The 19,763-nt window shown below is 68.2% G+C and carries 14 protein-coding genes; 5 read left to right on the plus strand and 9 right to left on the minus strand.

What is annotated here, in order from left to right:
• The first annotated feature begins 3 nt into the window (after positions 1 to 3).
• The gene (locus tag LZ199_RS38770) at positions 4 to 501 is read left to right on the plus strand and encodes a hypothetical protein (protein ID WP_253998832.1); all 498 of its coding nucleotides are present in this window, start codon (positions 4 to 6) and stop codon (positions 499 to 501) included.
• Between the two features lie 51 nt (positions 502 to 552).
• Here LZ199_RS38770 and LZ199_RS38775 read toward each other — a convergent pair whose 3' ends face one another.
• From LZ199_RS38775 to LZ199_RS38790, 4 genes are all read right to left on the minus strand, one after another.
• Positions 553 to 3,666, minus strand: coding sequence for an efflux RND transporter permease subunit (locus LZ199_RS38775; protein WP_253998833.1), 3,114 nt, complete (start codon positions 3,664 to 3,666; stop codon positions 553 to 555).
• Positions 3,667 to 3,676: 10 nt separating this feature from the next.
• Positions 3,677 to 4,789, minus strand: a complete 1,113-nt coding sequence (locus LZ199_RS38780) for an efflux RND transporter periplasmic adaptor subunit (protein WP_253998834.1) — start codon at positions 4,787 to 4,789, stop codon at positions 3,677 to 3,679.
• Positions 4,786 to 5,514 carry a TetR/AcrR family transcriptional regulator gene (locus LZ199_RS38785; RefSeq protein ID WP_253998835.1) on the minus strand — a complete coding sequence of 243 codons (729 nt, stop codon included), beginning with the start codon at positions 5,512 to 5,514 and terminating at the stop codon, positions 4,786 to 4,788. Before LZ199_RS38785 ends, LZ199_RS38780 begins: the two co-directional genes overlap by 4 nt.
• A gap of 134 nt (positions 5,515 to 5,648) precedes the next feature.
• The gene (locus LZ199_RS38790) at positions 5,649 to 6,347 is read right to left on the minus strand and encodes a DUF2293 domain-containing protein (RefSeq protein WP_253998836.1); all 699 of its coding nucleotides are present in this window, start codon (positions 6,345 to 6,347) and stop codon (positions 5,649 to 5,651) included.
• Between the two features lie 112 nt (positions 6,348 to 6,459).
• Between LZ199_RS38790 and rnz the strand changes: the two genes are divergently transcribed.
• Positions 6,460 to 7,386, plus strand: a complete 927-nt coding sequence (gene rnz / locus LZ199_RS38795; RefSeq protein ID WP_253998837.1) for a ribonuclease Z — start codon at positions 6,460 to 6,462, stop codon at positions 7,384 to 7,386.
• A gap of 33 nt (positions 7,387 to 7,419) precedes the next feature.
• On the opposite strand, the gene LZ199_RS38800 is transcribed toward rnz, so the two are convergent.
• Positions 7,420 to 7,950 carry a hypothetical protein gene (locus LZ199_RS38800; RefSeq protein ID WP_253998838.1) on the minus strand — a complete coding sequence of 177 codons (531 nt, stop codon included), beginning with the start codon at positions 7,948 to 7,950 and terminating at the stop codon, positions 7,420 to 7,422.
• A gap of 88 nt (positions 7,951 to 8,038) precedes the next feature.
• The gene (locus LZ199_RS38805; protein WP_253998839.1) at positions 8,039 to 8,992 is read right to left on the minus strand and encodes an alpha/beta fold hydrolase; all 954 of its coding nucleotides are present in this window, start codon (positions 8,990 to 8,992) and stop codon (positions 8,039 to 8,041) included.
• Between the two features lie 154 nt (positions 8,993 to 9,146).
• Between LZ199_RS38805 and LZ199_RS38810 the strand changes: the two genes are divergently transcribed.
• Positions 9,147 to 10,832: an amidohydrolase gene (locus tag LZ199_RS38810; protein ID WP_253998840.1), complete on the plus strand. Its 1,686-nt coding sequence runs from the start codon at positions 9,147 to 9,149 to the stop codon at positions 10,830 to 10,832.
• Between the two features lie 7 nt (positions 10,833 to 10,839).
• Here LZ199_RS38810 and LZ199_RS38815 read toward each other — a convergent pair whose 3' ends face one another.
• Positions 10,840 to 12,843, minus strand: a complete 2,004-nt coding sequence (locus LZ199_RS38815; RefSeq protein ID WP_253998841.1) for a hypothetical protein — start codon at positions 12,841 to 12,843, stop codon at positions 10,840 to 10,842.
• Positions 12,844 to 12,950: 107 nt separating this feature from the next.
• On the opposite strand from LZ199_RS38815, the gene LZ199_RS38820 reads away from it, so the two are divergent.
• Both LZ199_RS38820 and LZ199_RS38825 read left to right on the plus strand, forming a co-directional pair.
• Entirely contained in the window at positions 12,951 to 14,183 is a 1,233-nt protein-coding gene (locus LZ199_RS38820) for a DUF6068 family protein (protein ID WP_253998842.1), read from the plus strand.
• The gene (locus tag LZ199_RS38825; protein ID WP_253998843.1) at positions 14,171 to 14,497 is read left to right on the plus strand and encodes a DUF4286 family protein; all 327 of its coding nucleotides are present in this window, start codon (positions 14,171 to 14,173) and stop codon (positions 14,495 to 14,497) included. The genes LZ199_RS38820 and LZ199_RS38825 overlap by 13 nt, the downstream gene beginning before the upstream one ends.
• 194 nt (positions 14,498 to 14,691) lie before the next feature.
• Here the strand turns inward: LZ199_RS38825 and LZ199_RS38830 are convergent, their stop codons facing one another.
• Together LZ199_RS38830 and LZ199_RS38835 are read right to left on the minus strand one after the other, a co-directional pair.
• Positions 14,692 to 15,024 carry a hypothetical protein gene (locus LZ199_RS38830; RefSeq protein ID WP_253998844.1) on the minus strand — a complete coding sequence of 111 codons (333 nt, stop codon included), beginning with the start codon at positions 15,022 to 15,024 and terminating at the stop codon, positions 14,692 to 14,694.
• A gap of 10 nt (positions 15,025 to 15,034) precedes the next feature.
• Positions 15,035 to 19,630, minus strand: coding sequence for an RHS repeat-associated core domain-containing protein (locus LZ199_RS38835; protein ID WP_253998845.1), 4,596 nt, complete (start codon positions 19,628 to 19,630; stop codon positions 15,035 to 15,037).
• Positions 19,631 to 19,763: the final 133 nt, after the last annotated feature.

The raw sequence follows: 19,763 nt of genomic DNA on the forward strand, positions 1-19,763 counted from the left end.
CTCATGCACCCGAGCCCCCACGAACTGCTGGAGCTGCTGTCGGAGGCGAAGCGCCTGGAATGGGGGAGCGAGGAGCAACTGAAGCTGCTCGAACGCCTGCGCGTCCTCTGTCCCGCCCATGTGCCAGGACTGCTGCTCTCCAGCAGGGCGCTGCTCTGGGGGAAGGAGGACCTCCCGGACCCCGCCGCTTTCTTCGCGGAGGTCGAGCAGTTGCTCCTGGGCGCCGTCGACGCCTCGGACAGAACGCCTGAAGCGCTCATCGGACTGGCCCGCTTCAAGAGCGTCGTCCGGGACTCTCCGCTGGAGGCGGAAGCCCTCTACCGGGAGGCCGCCACCCGCGCGTTGAGCGTCCTGGAAGAAGCCTGGGTCGGCCTCGTCGAATCCCTCGGGGAGCAGGGAAAGACAGAGGGCGCGGCACGCACGGCCGACCTCGCCAGCAAGCTGTTCCCCAACTCCAGCGCGCTCGCCGAGGCGCGCAAGTTCGCCGGGCTCAAGGACTGAGCCACCGTCGGACACCGGACCCGAGTCACTCGCTCGGGCCCGGCGCCGTCGTCACGCGGCCGGGCTGGGCCCGGGTGACACGGGGACCTCTTCGGGCACGGGCGCCTCCGCCTTCGTCGTCCGCCAGAACCCGACCTTCTCCATCGCCGCGAACACCACCGGCACCACCAGCAGCGTCAGGAACGTCGAGGTGATGACACCACCAATCACAGAGATGGCCATGGGCGCGCGGAACTCCGAGCCCGTCCCCGAGCCCACCGCCGTCGGCACCATGCCAATCGCCATCGCCGCGCTCGTCATCAGAATCGGACGCAGTCGCCGCGGCCCCGCCTTCATCAGCGCCACGTCCACCGAGTCCCCCTCACGCAGGTGCTGCAACGCACCGTCGATGAGCAGAATCGCGTTCTTCGTCACCAATCCCATCAACAGGATGACGCCAATCATCGCGCCCATCGACAGGTGATACCCCGTCACCACCAACCCGAGCAGCGCGCCCACCAGCGCCAGCGGCAACGACGCCATGATGGTGAACGGGTGCTTGAAGGACTCGAACTGGCTCGCCAGCACCATGTAGATGAAGACGAACGCCAACCCGAACGCCAGGCTGAAGGCCTCGTTCTGCTCGTCCAGGCTCTTCATCTGCCCGTCGTAGACAATGGCATAGCCAGACGGCAGCGGTGACTGCTTCACCTGCTCCCTCAACGCCTTCGCGATGTCTCCCAGCGCCGCCCCCTTCGCGAGCTGCGAGTACACCGCAATCTGTCGCTCCCGGTTCTCGTGCTCGATGACGCTCGGCCCGTCGCGCAGCTCCACCTGAGCCAGGTCCGACACCGGCCTCAATCCGCGCGGCGTGTACACCTCCAGCTGCCGCACCCGCTCTGGCGTGCTCCTGTCCCGCTCCGCCAGCCGCACGCGGATGTCCGTCTCGTTCGTCCCCTCGCGCAGCTTCGCCACCACGTCGCCGCTGATGGCCAGCCGCAGCTGCGTCGCCAAACCCGCCGCGTTGATGTCCGCGTCGCTCGCGCGCGCCCGGTCGATGCGAATCTGGAGCTCCGGCTTCGGCGGGTTCGCCTCCACCCGCACGTCCTCCGTGCCCTTCAGCCCGCGCAGGATTCCCGCGACGCGCTCCGCCTCCTGATTCACCCGCGTCAGGTCCGGCCCGGTGATGCGCACCATGATGGGGTAGTAGTCGCCCAGGCCCTCAATCGTCGGCGGGTCGCTCAGGTTCACCCGCGTCGCCACCAGCGGCGTCAACAGCGCGCGCGCCTCGTCCTTCAACACGGGAATGCCCTTGGTGCGCTCGCCCTTGCCCACCGTCAGCACGCGCAGGCGCGCCTTGTTCACATCGCCGTTGGTGCCGACGATGGAATAGATGGCCGTGACTTCCGGCAGCTTGCGCAACAGCGCCTCCGCCTCTCCCGTGCGCGCCTCCGTCTCCGACAGGCTCGCCGAGTCCGCCAGCTGCAAGTCCACCAGGAACTGCGAGCGGTCCTCTGGCGAGATGAACTCCGCGCCCAGCCGGCTCGCCGCCCCGAAGGACAGCACCAGCACCACCACGGTGATTCCCGCCGTCGCCCACTTGTGCGCCAGCACCCAGCCCAGGATGCGCGCGTAGACGCGCTCCGTGCCGTCCAGGAAGCTCCGCAGCCCGGCCGCCACCGCGTTCTCCTTGTGGACCTCTCCCGGCACCCGCTTCTTCGCCAGCCGCGCCGACAACATCGGGTCCAGCGTGAAGGAGATGAACAGCGAGACGAGCACCGCTGCGGAGATGGTGATGCCGAACTGCTTGAAGAACTGCCCCACGATTCCGGGCATGAAGGCCACCGGCACGAACACCGCCACCAGCGACAGCGTCGTCGCGAGCACCGCGAGCCCCACGTCGTTGGTGCCGTTGGCCGCCGCGCTCATCGGGTCTTCGCCCTTCTCCAGCCGGTGCGTAATCGCCTCGCGCACCACCACCGCGTCGTCGATGAGCAGACCGATGGCCAACGACAACCCCAGCAGCGTCATCTGGTTCAGCGTGTAGTCCAGCAGGTACATCACGAAGAACGTGCCGATGACGGACGTGGGCAGCGCCAGCGAGGAGATGAACGTGCCGCGCCCGTCCAACAGGAACATCAGGATGATGAGCACCGCCATCGCGCCACCGAAGACGAGCGCAATCCACACCTCGTGCGCGTTCTCCCGGATGAGCTCCGACTGGTCGATGAGCAGCGTGGCCGTGAAGCCCTGCCCCACCTCCGGCGCCATCTCCTTGAGCACCTGCTTCACCGCGTCACTCACCGCCACCGTGTTGGAGCCCGGCTGCTTCACCACCTCCAGGATGACCGCGTCCTGGCTGTTGAGCCGCGCCACCGTGCGCCGCTCCGCCACGCCGTCCGTCACCGTGGCGATTTCACTCAGCCGCACCTGCGAGCCCGTCCGGCTGCGCGCCACGGGCAGCGCGCGAATCTCGTCCACGTCGCGGAACTGGCCCAAGGAGCGCACCGTCAGCTCACTGGCCCCCAACGCCAGACGCCCCGCCGGCAGGTCCAGGTTCTCCGCGCCCACGCGCTGGGCGATGTCCAACGGCGACACCCCCGCCGAGCGCGCCTTGTCCAGGTCCACGTCGATTTGAATCTCGCGCGTGTCGCCACCGGTGATGCGCACCTCGGCGGCGCCCTCGAGCTGCGCGAGCGCGGGCTTGATTCGGTCGTCGATGAGCCGGCGCAGCGACTGCGACGGCATGTCCGCCGACACGGCGTACGTGAGGATGGGCGTCGCGGAGAGGTCCACGCGCCCCACCACCGGCGCATCCGCCGTCTGCGGCAGCTTGTTCGCGATGCCGGCAATCTTGTCGCGCACCTCCTGCACCGCGCGGTCCACGTTGGTGGACAGCGTGAACTGCACCACCACCGTGCTCAGGTTCTCCCGGCTCCAGGAGTGAATCTTGTCCACGCCGCTGATGCCGGCGACGGCGTCCTCCACGGGCTTGACGACCTGGGTCTCGATTTCACCCGGGCCCGCGCCCTTGTACACGGTGGTGACGACGACGACGGGGAAGGACACGTCCGGATACAGGTCCGTGCCCAGGCGCCCCAACCCCATCAGTCCGAGGACGATGAGGCAGAGCGACAACATGGCCGTGAACACCGGCCGACGAATGGAGACGTCGCTGAGGAACATGGACGCCCCCTCACTTCACGGTGACGCGCGAGCCCTGTGACAGGCCCGGCGTGGGGTGGTCGATGACGGACTCGAACGGCGAGCGGGCCAACACCACCACCTCGCGCTCACGTCGCTCCAGCACCTGCACGTCCACGCGGCTCACCTCGCCGCCACTGCCCACCACGAAGACATGGTCTCCGTTGGAGGACGACAGCGCCGTGCCCGGCAGCACCCGCGCGTCCTGGTCCTCGCCCAACAGCAACACCGCGCGCGCCAGCGTGTGCGCCACGAAGCGGCCATCCGCGTTGGGCACCGCCAGCTCCACCGGCACCCGACGCGTGGCCGGGTCCGCGGAGGGGAGGATGGTGCGCACCGTCGCGTCCTCGGTGAACACACCCGCGCTGCCAATCGACTCCACCCGCACCTTCGCGCCGGGCTTCAGCCGCGAGCGCAGCGACTCCGACACCGTCGTCTTGAGCAGCAGCGTGTCCAGGTTCTCCAGGTTGAACAGCGGCGTGCCCGGCCCCACCGTGGCGCCCGTCTGCTCCGGCGCGTCGATGAGCGTGCCCGAGAAGGGCGCTCGCAGGTCATGCCGCCGCCGAGCCGCCCGCGCCTGCGCGAGCTGGGCCTGCGCGGCCAGCAGCTGCGCCCGCGCCTGCGCCGCCGTCGCGGAGCTGGAGCGGTTCTGCAAGTCACTCACCCCGCCCTCCTTCTGGAGCGCCTCGTTGCGCGAGGCCACGTCGGAGGCCATCACCGAGCCTGCTTCGGCGGCCGCCACCGCCGCCTGCGCCTGCGCCACCTGCGCGTCGACAATCTCCACGTCGAGCTGCCCCAGCACGTCCCCCTTCTTCACCGCCGAGCCCTTGCCCAGCTTCACGGCGGCGAGTCGGCCTCCCACCTCGAAGCCCACCTGGAGCGCCTGCGCGGGGAACAGCGTGCCCGTCACTTCTTCGCGCGGCGCCGCGCGCACCGTGCGCGTGGCGACCAGCTTCACCGTGGGCACCGCCGCGTCCGTCTTCGCGACGGCGGCTGGCGTGGAGGAAGCATCCGCCTTGCCACAAGCGGGCAGCGACAGCGCCGTGACGACGACACCCAGCGCCGCGAGCGCGCGCGGGGCAGAAGGTTTCCAGATGGAGTTCACGGGCTTTTCCTCGGGGTGTGACGGGTCTTCGCGCGGGCGGGAGGCCGGCGCTGGGAAGTCGTGGGGCGCTTGGCCCGGGAGACCACGGGCTCGGACACGGGCGCGGGGACATCGAAGCGGGGCAGCGTGCCGCCCTCACACAGGCGCTGGAGTGTGTATGCCCAAGCGGACATGTCTGGCTTCTCCTTCAGGTGCACCATGCGCTGGGACAGCAGCACGTACGCGCCGACGATGACGGAGGCGAACAGCTTCGCGTCCATCTCCTGGTCCGCCGCGCCCGCGCTCTGCATCCGCCGGAAGTCCCCGGCGACACGCTCCACCTGCGCCTCCGTCATCTGCCACAGCAGCGACTCGAAGGGCGTGCCCTGGCTGCCGCTGACGAGCACCGAGACGACGTCGCGGTAGGACCACATCAGCTCCAGCGACTCCAAGTCGAACGCCGTCTCCAGCTCGACGAACCGCCGATAGCGCTCGCTGCGCTCCAGCCTGTCGCGAGAGCCCATCACGCCCTGCCCGAGGAAGTGGCGCTCCACCGCCGCCATCCGGCGCCCGTTCACCTCGTTCAGCTGCGCCTCGAACCGGGCCAGCACCTCCCCGAAGAGCGCCTCCTTCGAGGGGAAGTGCAGATAGAAGGCGCCCTTGGAAAGCCCGCACGCGGCGGTGATGTCCTCGATGCGCGCCCCACGCAGCCCCTTGCGGGCGAACTCCGCCCGGGCTGCGTTCATCAAGGCTTCCCTGGCATGAGGGTCAGCGGGTCTCGGCATGGCGGCCCCGTTACTAACCCGGCGGTCATTAATGGCGCAACCTGGCTGACCGACGGGTCAGAAATCCGCCAGTCATTCCAGTCCAGGCGTCCGAATCAGCCCTGCCGCGCACCACCGCCCACATTCATCAGGGCGGTGCAGAGGGGACACGCCGTGGGCCCGTGGGGCACGTCGCGGCGGTGCAGGTCCAGCACGGCGCGGGAGATTTCCGCCAGCTCGCGGCGCACCTCACGCCGCGCGCCCTTCACGCGGGCAATCTTCAGGTTGTCGTAGCTCGTCGTCTGGTGACGCATCCACGCGATGACGGCGGCCTCCGCGCGGCGCTCCACGGGGATGCGCTCCGTGCGGGCCACGGTGCCGCTGCCCACGGGCGTGGCATGCGCGGCGACGAGCACGGCCAGGCGCTTGGCGTGGGGCAGCCACGCGGGAGAGAAGGCGAGGAAGCGCAGGACGGCGTTGGCGAAGTCGACCTCGTACTGCTCCTGCTCGCGGGCGCGGCGATCTCTTCCGGCGGCCAGCTTCTTCGCATAGGCGGGCGTGGCGCGCTCGGACTCCAGCGCGGCGCGGGCCTGGTGGATGTGCGGCTCGGGGGCCCACACGCCTCGGGAGAACAGCTTGCGGCCCACCTTCTCCACCACCGTCCAGGTGGGGCCCGCGGCCTTCACACGGCGGGTGAGGCCGGCGTCACCGGGGGGGAGGAGGGCCCAGCCCTCCGGCACGGAGAGCACGCGTCCATCCGGGGCACGCACGCGGCGAGGGTCGGGGGTGGGAGCGAACGTCAGGGATTCAGGCATGGCGGTGTCTGGGACGGCGGCCTCATAACACGGGCGGCTCCAAACCCTGCTAAATGGCGCCTCGCGCCGTGGGTGTGGCGCGGGAGACTCTCTTCGCGTGGGAAGTGCCGGCATGTCCCTCCTCAAGCTCACGTTCCTCGGCACCTCCGCCGCGCAGCCCACCCTGCACCGCAACCTGTCCGGGCTCGCCGTGAAGGCGGACACGGACCTGCTCCTGTTCGACTGCGGCGAGGGCAGCCAGCGACAGATGGTGCGCTTTGGCACCGGCTTCACGGTGGACGCGGTCTTCTTCACGCACTTCCACGCCGACCACTACCTGGGAATCATCGGCTTCCTGCGCACCCTGGGGATGATGGGGCGCGAGCACGCCATCCACCTGTATGGCCCGCCGCCCGCGCGGCGCCTGCTGCATCAGGCCGTGCACCTGGGCGTGGAGGCCATGTCCTTCCCCATCGAAATCCACGAGGTGAAGGACGGCGACGTCATCCGCCGCGAGGGCTACTCGCTGCACGTGGTGGGCGTGGACCACCGCATCAACGCGCTGGCGTACGCGCTGGTTGAGGACGGCCGGCCGGGGCGCTTCCACGTGGAGAAGGCGCGCGAACTGGGCGTGCCCCCGGGCCCCAGCTTCGGCAAGCTCCAGAAGGGCGAGGCCGTGACGCTGGAGGACGGGCGGACGGTGAAGCCGGAGGATGTGCTGGGCCCGCCGCGCCCCGGACGCCGGGTGGTCATCTCCGGGGACACGCGGCCGTGCGCCGCGGTGGTCAACGCGTCGAAGGACGCGGACCTGCTCATCCACGAGTCCACCTTCTCCGATGACGAGCAGGAGCGCGCGCAGGAGACGCACCACTCCACGGCCCGGGAGGCGGCACGGGTGGCGCGAGAGGCGGGGGCACGGCGGCTGATTCTCACCCACCTGTCCAGCCGCCACGACACGGACCCCGCGAAGCTGCTCACGCAGGCGCGCGAGGAGTACAAGGGCCCGCTGGAGGTGGCGTACGACGGCCTCACCCTGGAGCTGCCGCTGCGCGACGAGTAGCGCGCGTCAGCGGCGGCTCGCGGGGAAGAAGCGTTACTGGACCTTGTCGGCCTCGGCGCGCAGCGTCGCGGCGGACTCGGCGTCCACCTTCTGCAGCAGCTCCCACTCCATCTCCGCGTCGCGGTTGATGTTGCCGCCGTCGGCGCGGACGCCCGGGTCATTCAGCTCCTGGGAACGGCCGCCGGAGCTCGCGCTCTTGGTTTCCGTGGCGAGTTGCTTGTGGAACTCGATGGCGCACTGGCCGGGGCCGCGCTCGGTGCCCTTGACGTGGTAGCGCACCTGCGTGGTGCCCAGCGACGAGGGGGCGCCGTGCATCAGCCACTCGGAGGTCGCCTCGAAGCCCTGCGTGCCCACGCGCAGCGAGTAGCCCTTCTCCTTGAGGAGGGCCAGCGCCTGCGGCCACACCTCGGCGATGGGCTTGCGGTACACGTGGGTCCGCGTCTTGTCGTGCAGGAAGGCCTCGCGGCGGCGGCCGGCGCAACCCGCGGCGGTGGTCAGACAGAGGGCGGCGACGACCAGCAGCGCGGTGGGCCCGAGCCGGGACTTGGACAGGTTCAGGTTCATGACGACTCCAGGGAACGTGAGACGTCGCAACATCCCTCACGCCCCGGCTCGCCGCCAAGTCCCCCGCCCCACCCGTCAAGCCCCCCGGTCAGGAAGCTTGCGTGGGGCAACTATCTTTTCCCCGGCCCGCCTTCGCTCGGGGTGCGGCCGATGGTTGGCGCTCCAGGTGTTCGAGAATCTCCGAGGCCACGCGCTCGGGCGCCTCCAGCGGCGGGAAGTGGCCCACGCCCGCCAGGTAGCGCACCTCCGGGGGCTGCTCGAAGTACGGCTCCAGCCCCACCGTCAGCTCGCGGCCGAGCGCGGTGTCCTCCTCCCCCCAGACGAGGAGGAAGGGCGCGCGGATGCGCGGGTAGGTCCGGAGCAGTCGCCTGGCCCCGCCCGGAGTGAAGAGTCCTCGCAGGGCCTCGCGGTAGTAGTCCACGGCGGCCCGGGCCGCGTCCGGGTGGGCCAGGTTCCTGGCGTAGGGTGCCAGGCGCGCGTCACTCACCTGGGCGCCCTTCGCCATGCCCCGGCGCATGAGCGCGGGCACCCGCCGGCCCCCTTCCGCGGACAGGGCGCGCTCCGGGAGCCAGGGGAGCTGGAAGTAGAACATGTACCAGGAGCGCTTGAGCTGCGCGGGCCGCCAGATGCGCCGGGCCAGCACGGACGGGTGGGGACAGTTCACCACCGTCAGCGTGGCCACGAGGTCCGGGTGCATGGCGGCCATGTGGTAGGCGATGCCGCCGCCCCAGTCATGTCCCACCAGGTGCACGGGCCGCCCCGGCTGGAGGTGGCGGGCGAGCTGGTAGACGTCGTCGGCCAGCGTGTCCAAATCGTAGCCCTTGCGTGGCCGGTCCGTGCCGCCATAACCGCGCAGGTCCGGCGCCACCGCGTGGTAGCCCGCCGCGCCCAGGAGCGGCAGCACCTCGCGCCAGCTCTCCGACAGCTCCGGGAAGCCGTGCAGCAGCAGCACGAGGGGCCCGTCGGACGGCCCCGCCTCCAGCGCCTGCATGCGCAGCGAGGCCAGCGGAATGGACAGGGAGGCGAGCGTGGAAAAGTCCATGGGCGCGCACGTTAGGCGCCGCGAGCAGGGACGCGGAGGCCTTCGTGCCGCCGCGCGTTGAACGCCGGACGCTGGCCCGCGCGGGGCGGGTGCGCCAGAGTGTCGCGCGCCCGTCCCAGGCTCGGGGCGGACTCCCAGGCAGGTGCGCGAAACGATGCTGCGACGACTCGGCGGACTCCTCGGTGCGGTGCTCCTTCTCTCGGCCTCGGGCGGCTGCAAGCGCAACACGCCAGGCTCCGAAGCCACGGGCACGTCGGTGTACGTGGCGCGGCGCATCCGCACGCTGGACGCGGCGCGGCCCGTGGTCCAGGCGCTCGCGGTACGCGAGGGCAAGGTGCTGGCCACGGGCACGCGTGACGAGGTGCTGGCGGCCGCGGGCCCCGGCGCGCGCGTGGTGGACCTGGGCGAGGCCACGGTGGTGCCGGGCCTGACGGACTCGCATGGCCACCTGTCCGTGCTGGGCCAGTGGGAGGCGACGGTGAGCCTGCTGGGGGCGACCTCCAGGGAGGAGGCCGTGGCGCGCGTCGCCTCGGCGCCGAGCACCTCCTACCAGGGCGAGTGGCTGGTCGGTCAGGGGTGGGACCAGAACGACTGGACGGACAAGGCCTTCCCCACCCGGCGGGACTTGGATGCGAAGCACCCCGGCGTACCGGTGATGCTGACGCGCATCGATGGACACGCGGCGTGGGTCAACAGCGAGGCCCTGCGGCGCGCGGGCGTCACCCGCGACACGAAGGACCCGGAGGGCGGGCGGATTCTGCGCGGCGCGGACGGCGAGGCCACCGGCATCCTCGTGGACAACGCCATGGGCCTTGTCTACGCGGTGCTGCCCCCGCTCACGGACGAGCAGCTCTCCGGGCAGCTCACCGCGGCGCTCGCCCGGGCCGCGAAGGCGGGCCTCACCGGCGTGCACGACGCGGGCATGGACCTGCGCACCTTCCGCCTCTTCCAGCGCTGGGACAAGGAGGGCAAGCTGCCCCTGCGCGTCTACGCGATGGCGGATGGACAGAACCCGGACCGCGAGACGTACCTGCGCGAGGGCCCGTACCAGGGCGAGCGCCTGACGCTGCGCGCGGTGAAGCTCAGCCTGGATGGCGCGCTGGGCAGCCGGGGCGCGGCGCTGCACCAGGACTACAGCGACGAGCCCGGGCACAAGGGCCTGTTGATGATGGCGCCGGAGGAGTACGAGCGGCGCGTGAGGGCCTTCATGGCCGCGGGCTTCCAGGTGTGCACGCATGCGATTGGAGACCGCGCCAACACGCTGGTGCTGGACACGCTGACGCGCGCGGCGGAGGCCACGGGCACCAAGGACGGCCGCCACCGCGTGGAGCACGCGCAGGTGATGCGGCTGGAGGACATCGACCGGCTGGGGCGCGGCGGCTTCCTGGCCAGCGTGCAGCCCACGCACGCCACCAGCGACATGCCCTGGGCGGAGGCCCGCGTGGGCGCCGAGCGGATTCGAGGCGCGTACGCGTGGCAGCGCCTGAAGGCCTCCGGCGCGGTGCTGGCGCTGGGCAGCGACTTCCCGGTGGAGCAGCCGGACGTGCTCGCGGGCCTCTACGCGGCGCGCACGCGGCAGGACGCGCGCGGCGCGCCCGAGAACGGCTGGTACGCGGACCAGCGGCTGAGCGGCGAGGAGGCCCTGGAGGGCTTCACGGTGGGCGCGGCGTACGCGTCCTTCGCGGAGGCGCGGCGCGGCCGGCTGCAGCCCGGCATGGACGCGGACTTCGTCGCGCTGTCGGTGGACCCGGTGGACGCGCCCGTCGCCGAGCTGCCAGGAGCCCAGGTGCGCCTGACAGTCGTGGGCGGCGACGAAGTCTACCGCGCGACGGAGAAGTGAGCGCCGCCTAGAAGGCGGCTTCGGAGCTGAGCGACTGGACGCGGCGGTTGAGCTCTTCTTGAGCCGACTGCCGCTCCTTCGCCAGACGCTCCAACTCACGGGTGATGGCCTCCAGTCGGTCCTCCTGCTCGTTGAGCTTGGCCACGAAGCGCTCGGCCAGCTCGCGCTGGGACACGCCGCTCTTGAGCGACTCGATGTTGGCGCGGATGCGCTCCTGGTCCTTGAAGAGCTGGGCGCGCTCGGCGGTGAGCTGCTGCTCGTCGCGCGTCAGCGCCGCCACGCGCTCGCGGATGGCAATCACCTCGCGCAGCGCGTCCGCCATCTTCGCGTCCACGTAGCGCTGCGACAGGAAGAAGGCCACCTCGTCCGGGCCCGCGCTGGAGATGGAGTACTGCCGGTGGCCGCGCGTGCGCTCGGACACCACCAGCTCGTCCTGGGAGCCCGGGGCCAGCTCGCGCTTGAAGCGCCAGAAGCCGTCCGTCGTCTCCGCGGGCGCGGGCATGTCCTTCTCCAACTCCCAGCCCTGGCGGGGATGCTCCACGTAGAGGACCTGCGCCCGCTTCGCCTTGTTGCGCACCAGGTACTTCGTGCGCTTGACGTGGAAGTACTCCACCACCAGCGAGCCCCGGCTCACCACCGCGCGGAACACCGGCCCGTCCTCCGTGCGGTCCTCCACGGAGACGACGCAGCCCAGCTCCACCGCGTACGGCACGAAGCGCGTGTCCAGCGGCTTCATGGTGTCGAGCATCGCCTCGCCCACGTACCGCTCGTCCTCCGTCACCGTCACCGGCCCGCCCTCCAGCGTCAGGCCCGTGGTGTTCTTCAGCTCGATGCACGCCATGGGGTTCTTCTCGCGCGTCGTGCGGTTGTAGAGGAGCACCCGCCGGCCCTCGAAGGGCTTGTGGAGGATGGGCACCAGCGCGCTCTGGTTGCGATGCACCGTCACCGGGCGGTCCACGCCGTACTCGAAGAGGTCCCCCACCTCTTTCGTCAGCGTCGTCACCTGGTTGCTCTGCTCCATCACCTCGCGCAGCCGGGGGCCACCGCCACCGCCCGGGCCGCCCACGAAGCTCACCTCCTTGCGCATCTTCTTGGAGCGTCCCGGCGCGGAGGCGGGCGCGGCCATCATCGGCATGGCCTCCTCGCTCTCCATCATCATGTCCCCCGCACTGCCGAAGCTCTCCTCCGGAATCACCGGCGCGGCGGCGGCCTCCGTGCGCACCTCCACCACCGGCCGCTTCATGTAGCGGGGGTTGTAGAGGTCGTGCACGAAGGACACCGGCAGGCCCGCGACGAGCGCCAGCGACACGTCCACCCAGTCCTCGTCCCCCGTGTTGTCCACCAGCGCCCAGCCCTGGAGCAGCGGCGACTCGCCCTCGTCCAGCAGGATGCGGTAGCTGGTCTTCCACACCGGCGCTTCCAGCACGTAGCTGACGAAGACCTCCCGCTCGCCCTCGCCGGAGGTGAGGATGGACATGCGCTTGCTGTCCTTCTTGTACGAGGACAGCACCGTGGACAGGTAGAACTCCAAATCCTTGCGCACCGCCTCGTCGAGGAACTCCAGCTCGGCGATGTCGAGCACGTCGAAGGTGCGCAGCGAGGCGCCCACCAGCAGCGTGAGGAAGGGCCGCACGACGCTCGTCTCCCCGGCCGCCACCGCGAGCGACTCCAGGCCGATGATGGCGCCCTCCACCTGCCCGCCGCCCACCCGCGCCCGCACGCGCGCGCCCTTGATTTGACCGAGCAGCGCCGTGAGGCTGCCGTCCTCCGGAATCCGGATGGTGGCCTCCGAGAGCAGCTGCTCCAGGGGCTTGGTGGAGTCGTAGCTCACCGCCGACACCGAGCCGCCCGACAGGTCCAACACCGTCAGCGACTTCAGCACGTCGTTCATGTCGCGCGCCTTGAAGTCCAGGTGCAGCGTGTCGCTGCCCGTGACGTCGCCTCGGCGCTCGAAGTAGCCGACGCCATGCTTGTAGAGGACGACGCGACGGATGGGCAGGTTCGTGGCCATGAGCGATGGAACTCCAGGAAGTTGGGGACAGCCTGCGCTCCGGTGTATCAAGCCCGCCCAGGGGTCGCGCAATGCCGCGCTCAAGCCCCGCGAGAGGTGTCGCCCGAATGCGAAAGCCCACCGCAACCTTCCTGTCCCGTTCCGCGCTGATGTGCGCGGCGCTGGCGCTTGGCGCCGGCTGTGAGAGCACGAAGCCGCGCGCCGTGAGTCCCACCGACGGCGTGCCCGTGACGCTAGGCGGCGCGGCGGAGGCGCCCACCGGCACCGCCACACCGGAAGCTCCCGCGGCGGCGCAGGGAAAGTCCCCCTGGCATCGCGCCCGGGTGGGAGACCGGGTCGTCTATTCATTCTCCGCGATTCGCACGCCGCCCCGCGAGGCACAGGGCGGCTCGGCCGCGGCGGGGAAGCTGACGCTGGAGGTGGCGGCGGTGGAGGGCTCGCGCGTGTGGCTGACGCTCGACATCCTCGACGACGCGGGCAGCCCGTTGACGCTGCCGAAGCTGGGACGGCGGCTGGTGCTCCCCATGCGCGTGGACGCCTCGCGGCCGTTGGAGGTGGCGCGTGAGGGCACGGAGACGACGGAGCAGCCCTCGGCCGCTGGCCGCACCTGGGAGGCGAAACGTTACCTGCGCGACAATCGCCCCGTGGATGGTCCGCTGGAGAACCGGCTGTACGCGGTGGACGCGGGGCCGCTGTACCTGACGAACGGGCTGCTCGACGCGAGCACCACGCTGTCGGGCTTCGGCGGCGCGGGCAGCCATCAGCTCACGCTGGTGTCGATGCGTCAGGGCGCGGAGGGCGCGGGCATGGCGCCGGACCTGGAGTGGCCGCTGGGTCCTGGCACGTGGTTCGACCGGGAGATGGAGGTGGACGGCGCGAAGACGGTGCTGCGCACGTGTCAGTCGGCGGAGGCCGGGTATGTGCTGCGCACGGAGGCGCCGGTGAATCCCGCGACGGATGAGGCGCCGTGCCAGGACTTCTCGCAGGCGAGCGTGCAGCCGCTGGAGGAGGTGCTGCTGTCGTTCATCTCGCTGGGGCTGGAGCCCAAGCAGTGGCCGCCGGTCGTCCCCAACTCGGCGCCCGCCGTGCGCGAGACGCTGGCGGTGGGCACCAAGCGGGTGCCGACGCTCCAGGTGGACTCCACGGAGGGACCGGCGAACGCGAAGCAGGTGCGCACGCAGTCGTACGCCGCGGACCCGTGGGAGAAGACGCTGGGCGGGCTGGCGCACGAGGCTCGCTTCGAGCCGCTGTCCGACTTCACCTATCGCGTCTCGCCCAAGGGCAAGCGTGAGTCTCAGGGCGGCGCGAGACTGACGGGCTTTGGTGCATGGCAGCCGTGACGGCGCTCTACACGGTGGTCATCGAGGTGGAGCCCGGCGCCGAGGACGCGTGGAACCAGTGGCACGAGGGGACGCATGTCCCCGAGGTGCTGCGGGAGCCCGGGTTCCTCGGCTGCCGCAAGTGGCGCGACACCGAGCCCGCCAAGGACGGGTGGGCCCGGTACGTGTGTCACTTCGAGCTGGCCAGTGAAGCGGACTTCCAGCGCTACACGGTCAGCGACGCGGCGAAGCACCTGCGCGCGGAGTCACTGGCCCGCTTCGGGACGGTGACTCGACATTCGAGGCAGGTGCTCACCGAGGTGAAGCGGTTCTGACGCCCAAGGCTGCCCACCAAGTAGCCCCAGGGCAGCTCGGCGAGCGCTCCCTGAGAGATCCTCTGCACGAGTACCGCACGCTGGGTGCTCCCAGATACGGAACCGGTCGTTCATTCAATGCACATAGCAGCCAGGGCGCGCTGGGCTACATCGCCCAGCGCGCCCATCAGCTAGGGCCGACCGAAGCTATCGCATCATGGCGAGCGCACCCGACGCGCCCTGAACTCCGCCACGAAACCGAGGTACTTCTGGATGGCCGCCAAGTGGTCTCCATTGAAGTCCCGCAGGTACTTGCTGGCCCAGCCTTCTGAAGGAAACTCATTCTTCTCGTCATGAAGCCACAAGGAGAACTCAGAGTATTCGGTATCTTGGATTCCATTGTCATCAAGACACGCTAGGTAACCTGCCACGAATCCCACGAGCACGTATGCATTCGCGGAGCCTATGTGCATCGCGAGCCGGCCGGCTTCGCAGTCCTTCTGCATCCGGCTCAAGGCATCCATCAGCACCACCTTATCCTTTTCCATTCATGCCCTTTCATAAACCATTAATGGCTTCCCACGTAAAACCGTGCCTTGCCTGCAGTCGGGTCGTATACTCAGCGATCGACATGCCCGTGGGACCTGTGAATGCATCATAGATGCGGTCCTTTACCTGAACGACAAAGTGCAACCCATTCCCGGTGAGTCCAATGTTTTTCCCATCCGGTGTGTCAAACGACATGAAGTCGTATCCCGTCGCCCTGATTCTGATGAACTGCGGACTCTGCCCCAGGAATGTAAAGCCCTTGTGAATGTCCTTGGCAACCTGCTTACAGGGCCCTCCGACCTGGTTCGCGACGTTGAATGCATTTTGTAGTGCTTGTAGCGCACGTGGGATTTTCTCCGTATTATTCTGCAACTGGTAATATGCAATCGCCCCCGCAACGTCGCCCCTGGCAATCAGCGCCAGCATGCGCGCATTTATCGAGTCCATGCCCGGGCGCGGCATGTTGCCAGTCGAATCGGTGAAGTTTATCGGATTGTTCAGGGCATAGCTGTAGGCGGGTAGTGAATATCCCTGCATCGCCGACGCGACGACCACTTGCGAGACATTCAGCATCGGCTCTGGCTGCAGGTATCGTCCAATGCCCGGGTCGTAGAAGCGATTCCAGTTCTCGAAAAAGTCCGTCTCCGCGTCGTGGTACTGCCCTGGCATGCGCAGGGGAATCCAGAAGGGTTGAGCGCCCTGCTGGTAGCGCTGATACTCATACGCCTCCACCACTACACCTGTGTAGGCGTTGGGCTGAGGGCCAGCAGGGCTCGCGAAGAACTCCACGACGAGTTCCCCATTGGCTGGCTGCACCCAGTTCGTCACAACCCGTCCCTGGGCAGGACCGCTGTGGCTCGCGAGTGGGACTCCCGTCGCGGTGTCCCGCAGCATCACCGAGTCAGTGCCATTCGCATCAGCCTGCGTATCCAGGAGCTGATAGATGGCGCGCATCCGCACCTTGACCTGGCTCGTGTCCAGAGGTTGGCGGAAGCCAGCAATCGATTCGAGATCATCATCTAGGTACGGGTGGCCCGTAGCCGCTCGCACCGCCCTTCGGTTCACATGGCCGAACGGCTCATAGTCCGCCGCTCCCGCCACTCGCCCGCCGGAATCCAGCGCCAGCACGGGTCTACCGATGTGGTCCGTCACGATGAAGCGCTCGCCGCAAGCCACCTGCTCTCCGTCGCGTCCACACTCCGTGGAGGAGTCCGGCAGCCGTACGTTCGTGTTCGCCTCGAGACGGCCACGCACCACCACCACCGGACGCCCTCCCAGCCACACGTAGTCATCCACCGTGCGGTAGTCCGGGTCCATGACGTCCTTCCAACCCTGGTCCACCAACAGCCCGATGGAGGCGTCGTGGAAGAACTCGTCCTTCACACCGTTCACCGGGTGCAACTTGGCGCGGCGACGACCGAAAGCGTCATAGAAGTACTGGTACGAAAGATTGTTGACGGACACGGTGCGGAACACAGTCTCTCTCGCCGAACCCCTGCCCGTGGCCATGGCTGGCCCGTAGTCCATGTTCAGGACGTGAGCGAACAGATTCGAGCCGTAGCGTCCCGACTCTTTACGCTCAACACGGCCGTCCGCGTCGTATTCATAAACCACTTTCTGATGGGCATCATGGTGCGGCGTCACACTTAAGAGCCAATCCACGGAAGTCGGAGACGTGCCGTACTCCAGCGTCGAGGTGATACCCATTTCCGAGTAGTAAGCTCGGTTCCCACGCCGGTCATGTTGGAAGACTTGCGATTCGAAGGCACCTCCCGTGTCGTAGGCGTTCGAACTAGGCCTCGTGGCCATCGTCAACCGCAGGGTTCGGTCATAGCTATACAGCTCCGTGCGAGGCGTCGAGGCCCCCAGGAGACAGGTGTCGATGCGCGCCACCTGGTCTGCCTGCCACGTGTAGCTGCGCTTGTAGATATTTCCAGCACCCGAGCCTGCTACGAAGGCCCCCGAAGACACTCGAAGCGAGCGCAAGCGTCCCGTCAGGTCCGAGGACGTAGACGAAGGGAAAGCGGCGGCGCAGCCCGAGGGCGTCACTGAGCCATCATCTCCCAAGGCATACTCCACGGCACTAGCACCCCCATTCGAGTGGTGGACCTGATACCCGCGCAGCCCACCGAGTGGCTCCCATGCGATATTGCTGAGCACCGTCCGTTCCTCGACGCCGCCAACAGCGGTGAAGAACGAAACAGAGATGGAAGCAAGTCGGTGCGCTCGTGCTCCCGCCCCGTAGCCATAGCGAATGGCCCGTCCATACGGATGTGCCTTCCCGACCATCCGCCCAAAGGAGTCGTACAAGTACGCCGTCTCCAGCATGCGCGTGCAGGAGGACTCCCCCTGCCGCTGCCGCATCTCCCCCACCAGCCGGCCAGAGGTGTCATAGCGGTACCAGGTACGGCCGAAGGAGTCCTCGGCATATCGCATACGGCCCATGGAGTTCTGATTCACCACCTCGCCGTCGTACCGGTTGCAGGACGCCGGCAATCCCACTCCCTCCGAGTCATGAGCCAGCTGGTAGAGCAACTCAGCGCCCTCGACGCTGCCGGGCGCCTCGCGGGTGACGGACTTCAGTCGAGACAGCAGGTCGTACGAGTATGACTGCCACTCGCTAGCCCGCCTCATCGTCTCTGTCTGCTTCACACGAACATTGCCGCGCGAATCGTAGGCATAGCGCACTGGCCCAAGACTATTGGGAAGCTGCGTCCGCAACACGCTTCCAAAGTCGTCGTATTGGTATGTCGCCGAGGGGGCTTGACAATTCGCCGCGCTGCTACAGCCTGTGCGCACCTCGCGAATTTGGCCATGGGCGTCATAGGCAAAGGTGGACGCCTGAGTGACACCTGCCGTGGGCGTTTCGGTGACACTGCTGAGCCGACCGCCCCCGTCATAGCCCATCCTCGTGCAAACCTCCGACAACCCCTGCGTCTGGGGATCGAGGCAGAAGTCAGGGGCATTGTTGAATGGCAACCCAAGGGCGGTCTGACTGTCGTCCCTATCAAAGGCGGCAATGCTCGCGAAGGCTCCACTGCCCGTGCCGACGCGCTGATAGGTAGGCCGTCCCTGCGGGTCCGGGTGATACTCCACCACCCGCCGCGTCTCCACCACACCACTGGCGCTGCGACCGCGATACTCCGCCGTCTTCAATGGCGCATCCGCTGTCGCCCAACGCGTGTAGATGACAGCCTCGCTCCAGTCGACCCCCTGCGCATCTGCGGAAATGGCTTCCCACTGCACCTGGCTCGTCTTAAAGCCCGTACTGCAAGCAGTCCCCGGTTGGGTCCACTTCCGGTAGCAGCGCACCATGTAGCTTCCCGTCGGCAACTGCACTGCGGTGATGTCCGCGCCTTCGTAGAGATAGTTCGTCACGAGGCCATTCACCGTCGCCCGGTCCAGCCGTCCCCCCGTATACAGCAACGAAGTCACGACCCCTGATGGGTCAGTCAACTGGGTGGCATTGCCTCGTGGATCATAGCTATTGAAGACCGTCTCATGCGCGGGTGAGCCTGCACAGGACGTGGCACCACCATGACTCACGAAACTCTTGACCTTCCACAGGCGGTTGGCACGATTGGAGAGTTCGATGCCCGTCGGCCCATAGTAGTGGTACTGCGTGATGGGGAAGTCCGTGCCCGTGCACTCGGTGGAGCCCGGGCCGCTGACGTCACAGGGGCCATGAATCTCCAGGACTCGCGCATCCCCCATGTCTGCCTGGCCCGAGCACTTGTGGTGGTTGAGGTAGAAGGTGCCCACGTAGGTCTTTACCGGACTGCCCCACGTGCCCACCAGGGAGTCGAACTTCTCCGTGTAACCCTCCTCGATGACCGACTTCAGACGGTGCGTCAGACCGTCATACGAGCGCGTCACCACCGTCTCCTGCCCCGGCACCAGGACGGAGGCCCGCACATCCCGCTCCGTCACCAGTGGCTTGAACGGCTCCGGCGGCGCACCCACGGCGAAGTTGCCATATATATACTCCGTCCGCTCGAAGTACACGGCCGTCTGTGCATTGCCCGGCCCTGTCGCACCGAAAGAGCGCGATTCCAACGCCAGTTGTTGCGGCACCGCTGACACCGCAGTGCTGTTGCTGGCCACCACCGGACTGAAGACGTCGCTTCGTCCTGATTTTCTCTTGTCATACCAGTGGTAGAGGAAGCTCCCTAGCAAGTCCTCTCGCAGCGAGACAAAGTTCCCTGATGCAAAGCTCGCGCAGTTGCCCGAGACACACGTGTCGGTAGCTCCGTTGACGTCCAGGTAGGGTAGCTGTTGGAGCCACCGGGTAGAGTACGTCCGCCGGACTTCCACCTGGGTGCCCGCGCTGTCACCTGCGAGCTTGGACTGAGTGGCCGTCGGTGTGCAGTCGGTGGAGCCCGTGGATTGGGCGAGAGAACACCCTCCCGTTGAGGTGCCCATCGACATCGCGCCGCCCGAGGCCGTTACAGCGGCAGAAACCTTGCCATCCAGATAGGCGTGAGAGCCCACTTCTTCCTGGTTCGCGCTGACCGACCAGGTCGTGCCGCCATCTTCGGCATATGTAAGGACATCCCCCGTCTCCGGGTACGCGACAGACTGGAGTGCTCCTGCGTACTCCAGCACTCCAATCGTAACCGTTCAGGGGTGGTGTTGAGGCCGTCGTCGCGGTGTGCAACCCGTGGCGGATGCAACCGAAACCCACTGCGACGCTGGAATCGAAGATTGAACGACTGGTCCACGAGCACCTGGTGGAGCA

The organism is Myxococcus qinghaiensis (genome assembly GCF_024198215.1).
GTDB classification, from domain to species: domain Bacteria; phylum Myxococcota; class Myxococcia; order Myxococcales; family Myxococcaceae; genus Myxococcus; species Myxococcus qinghaiensis.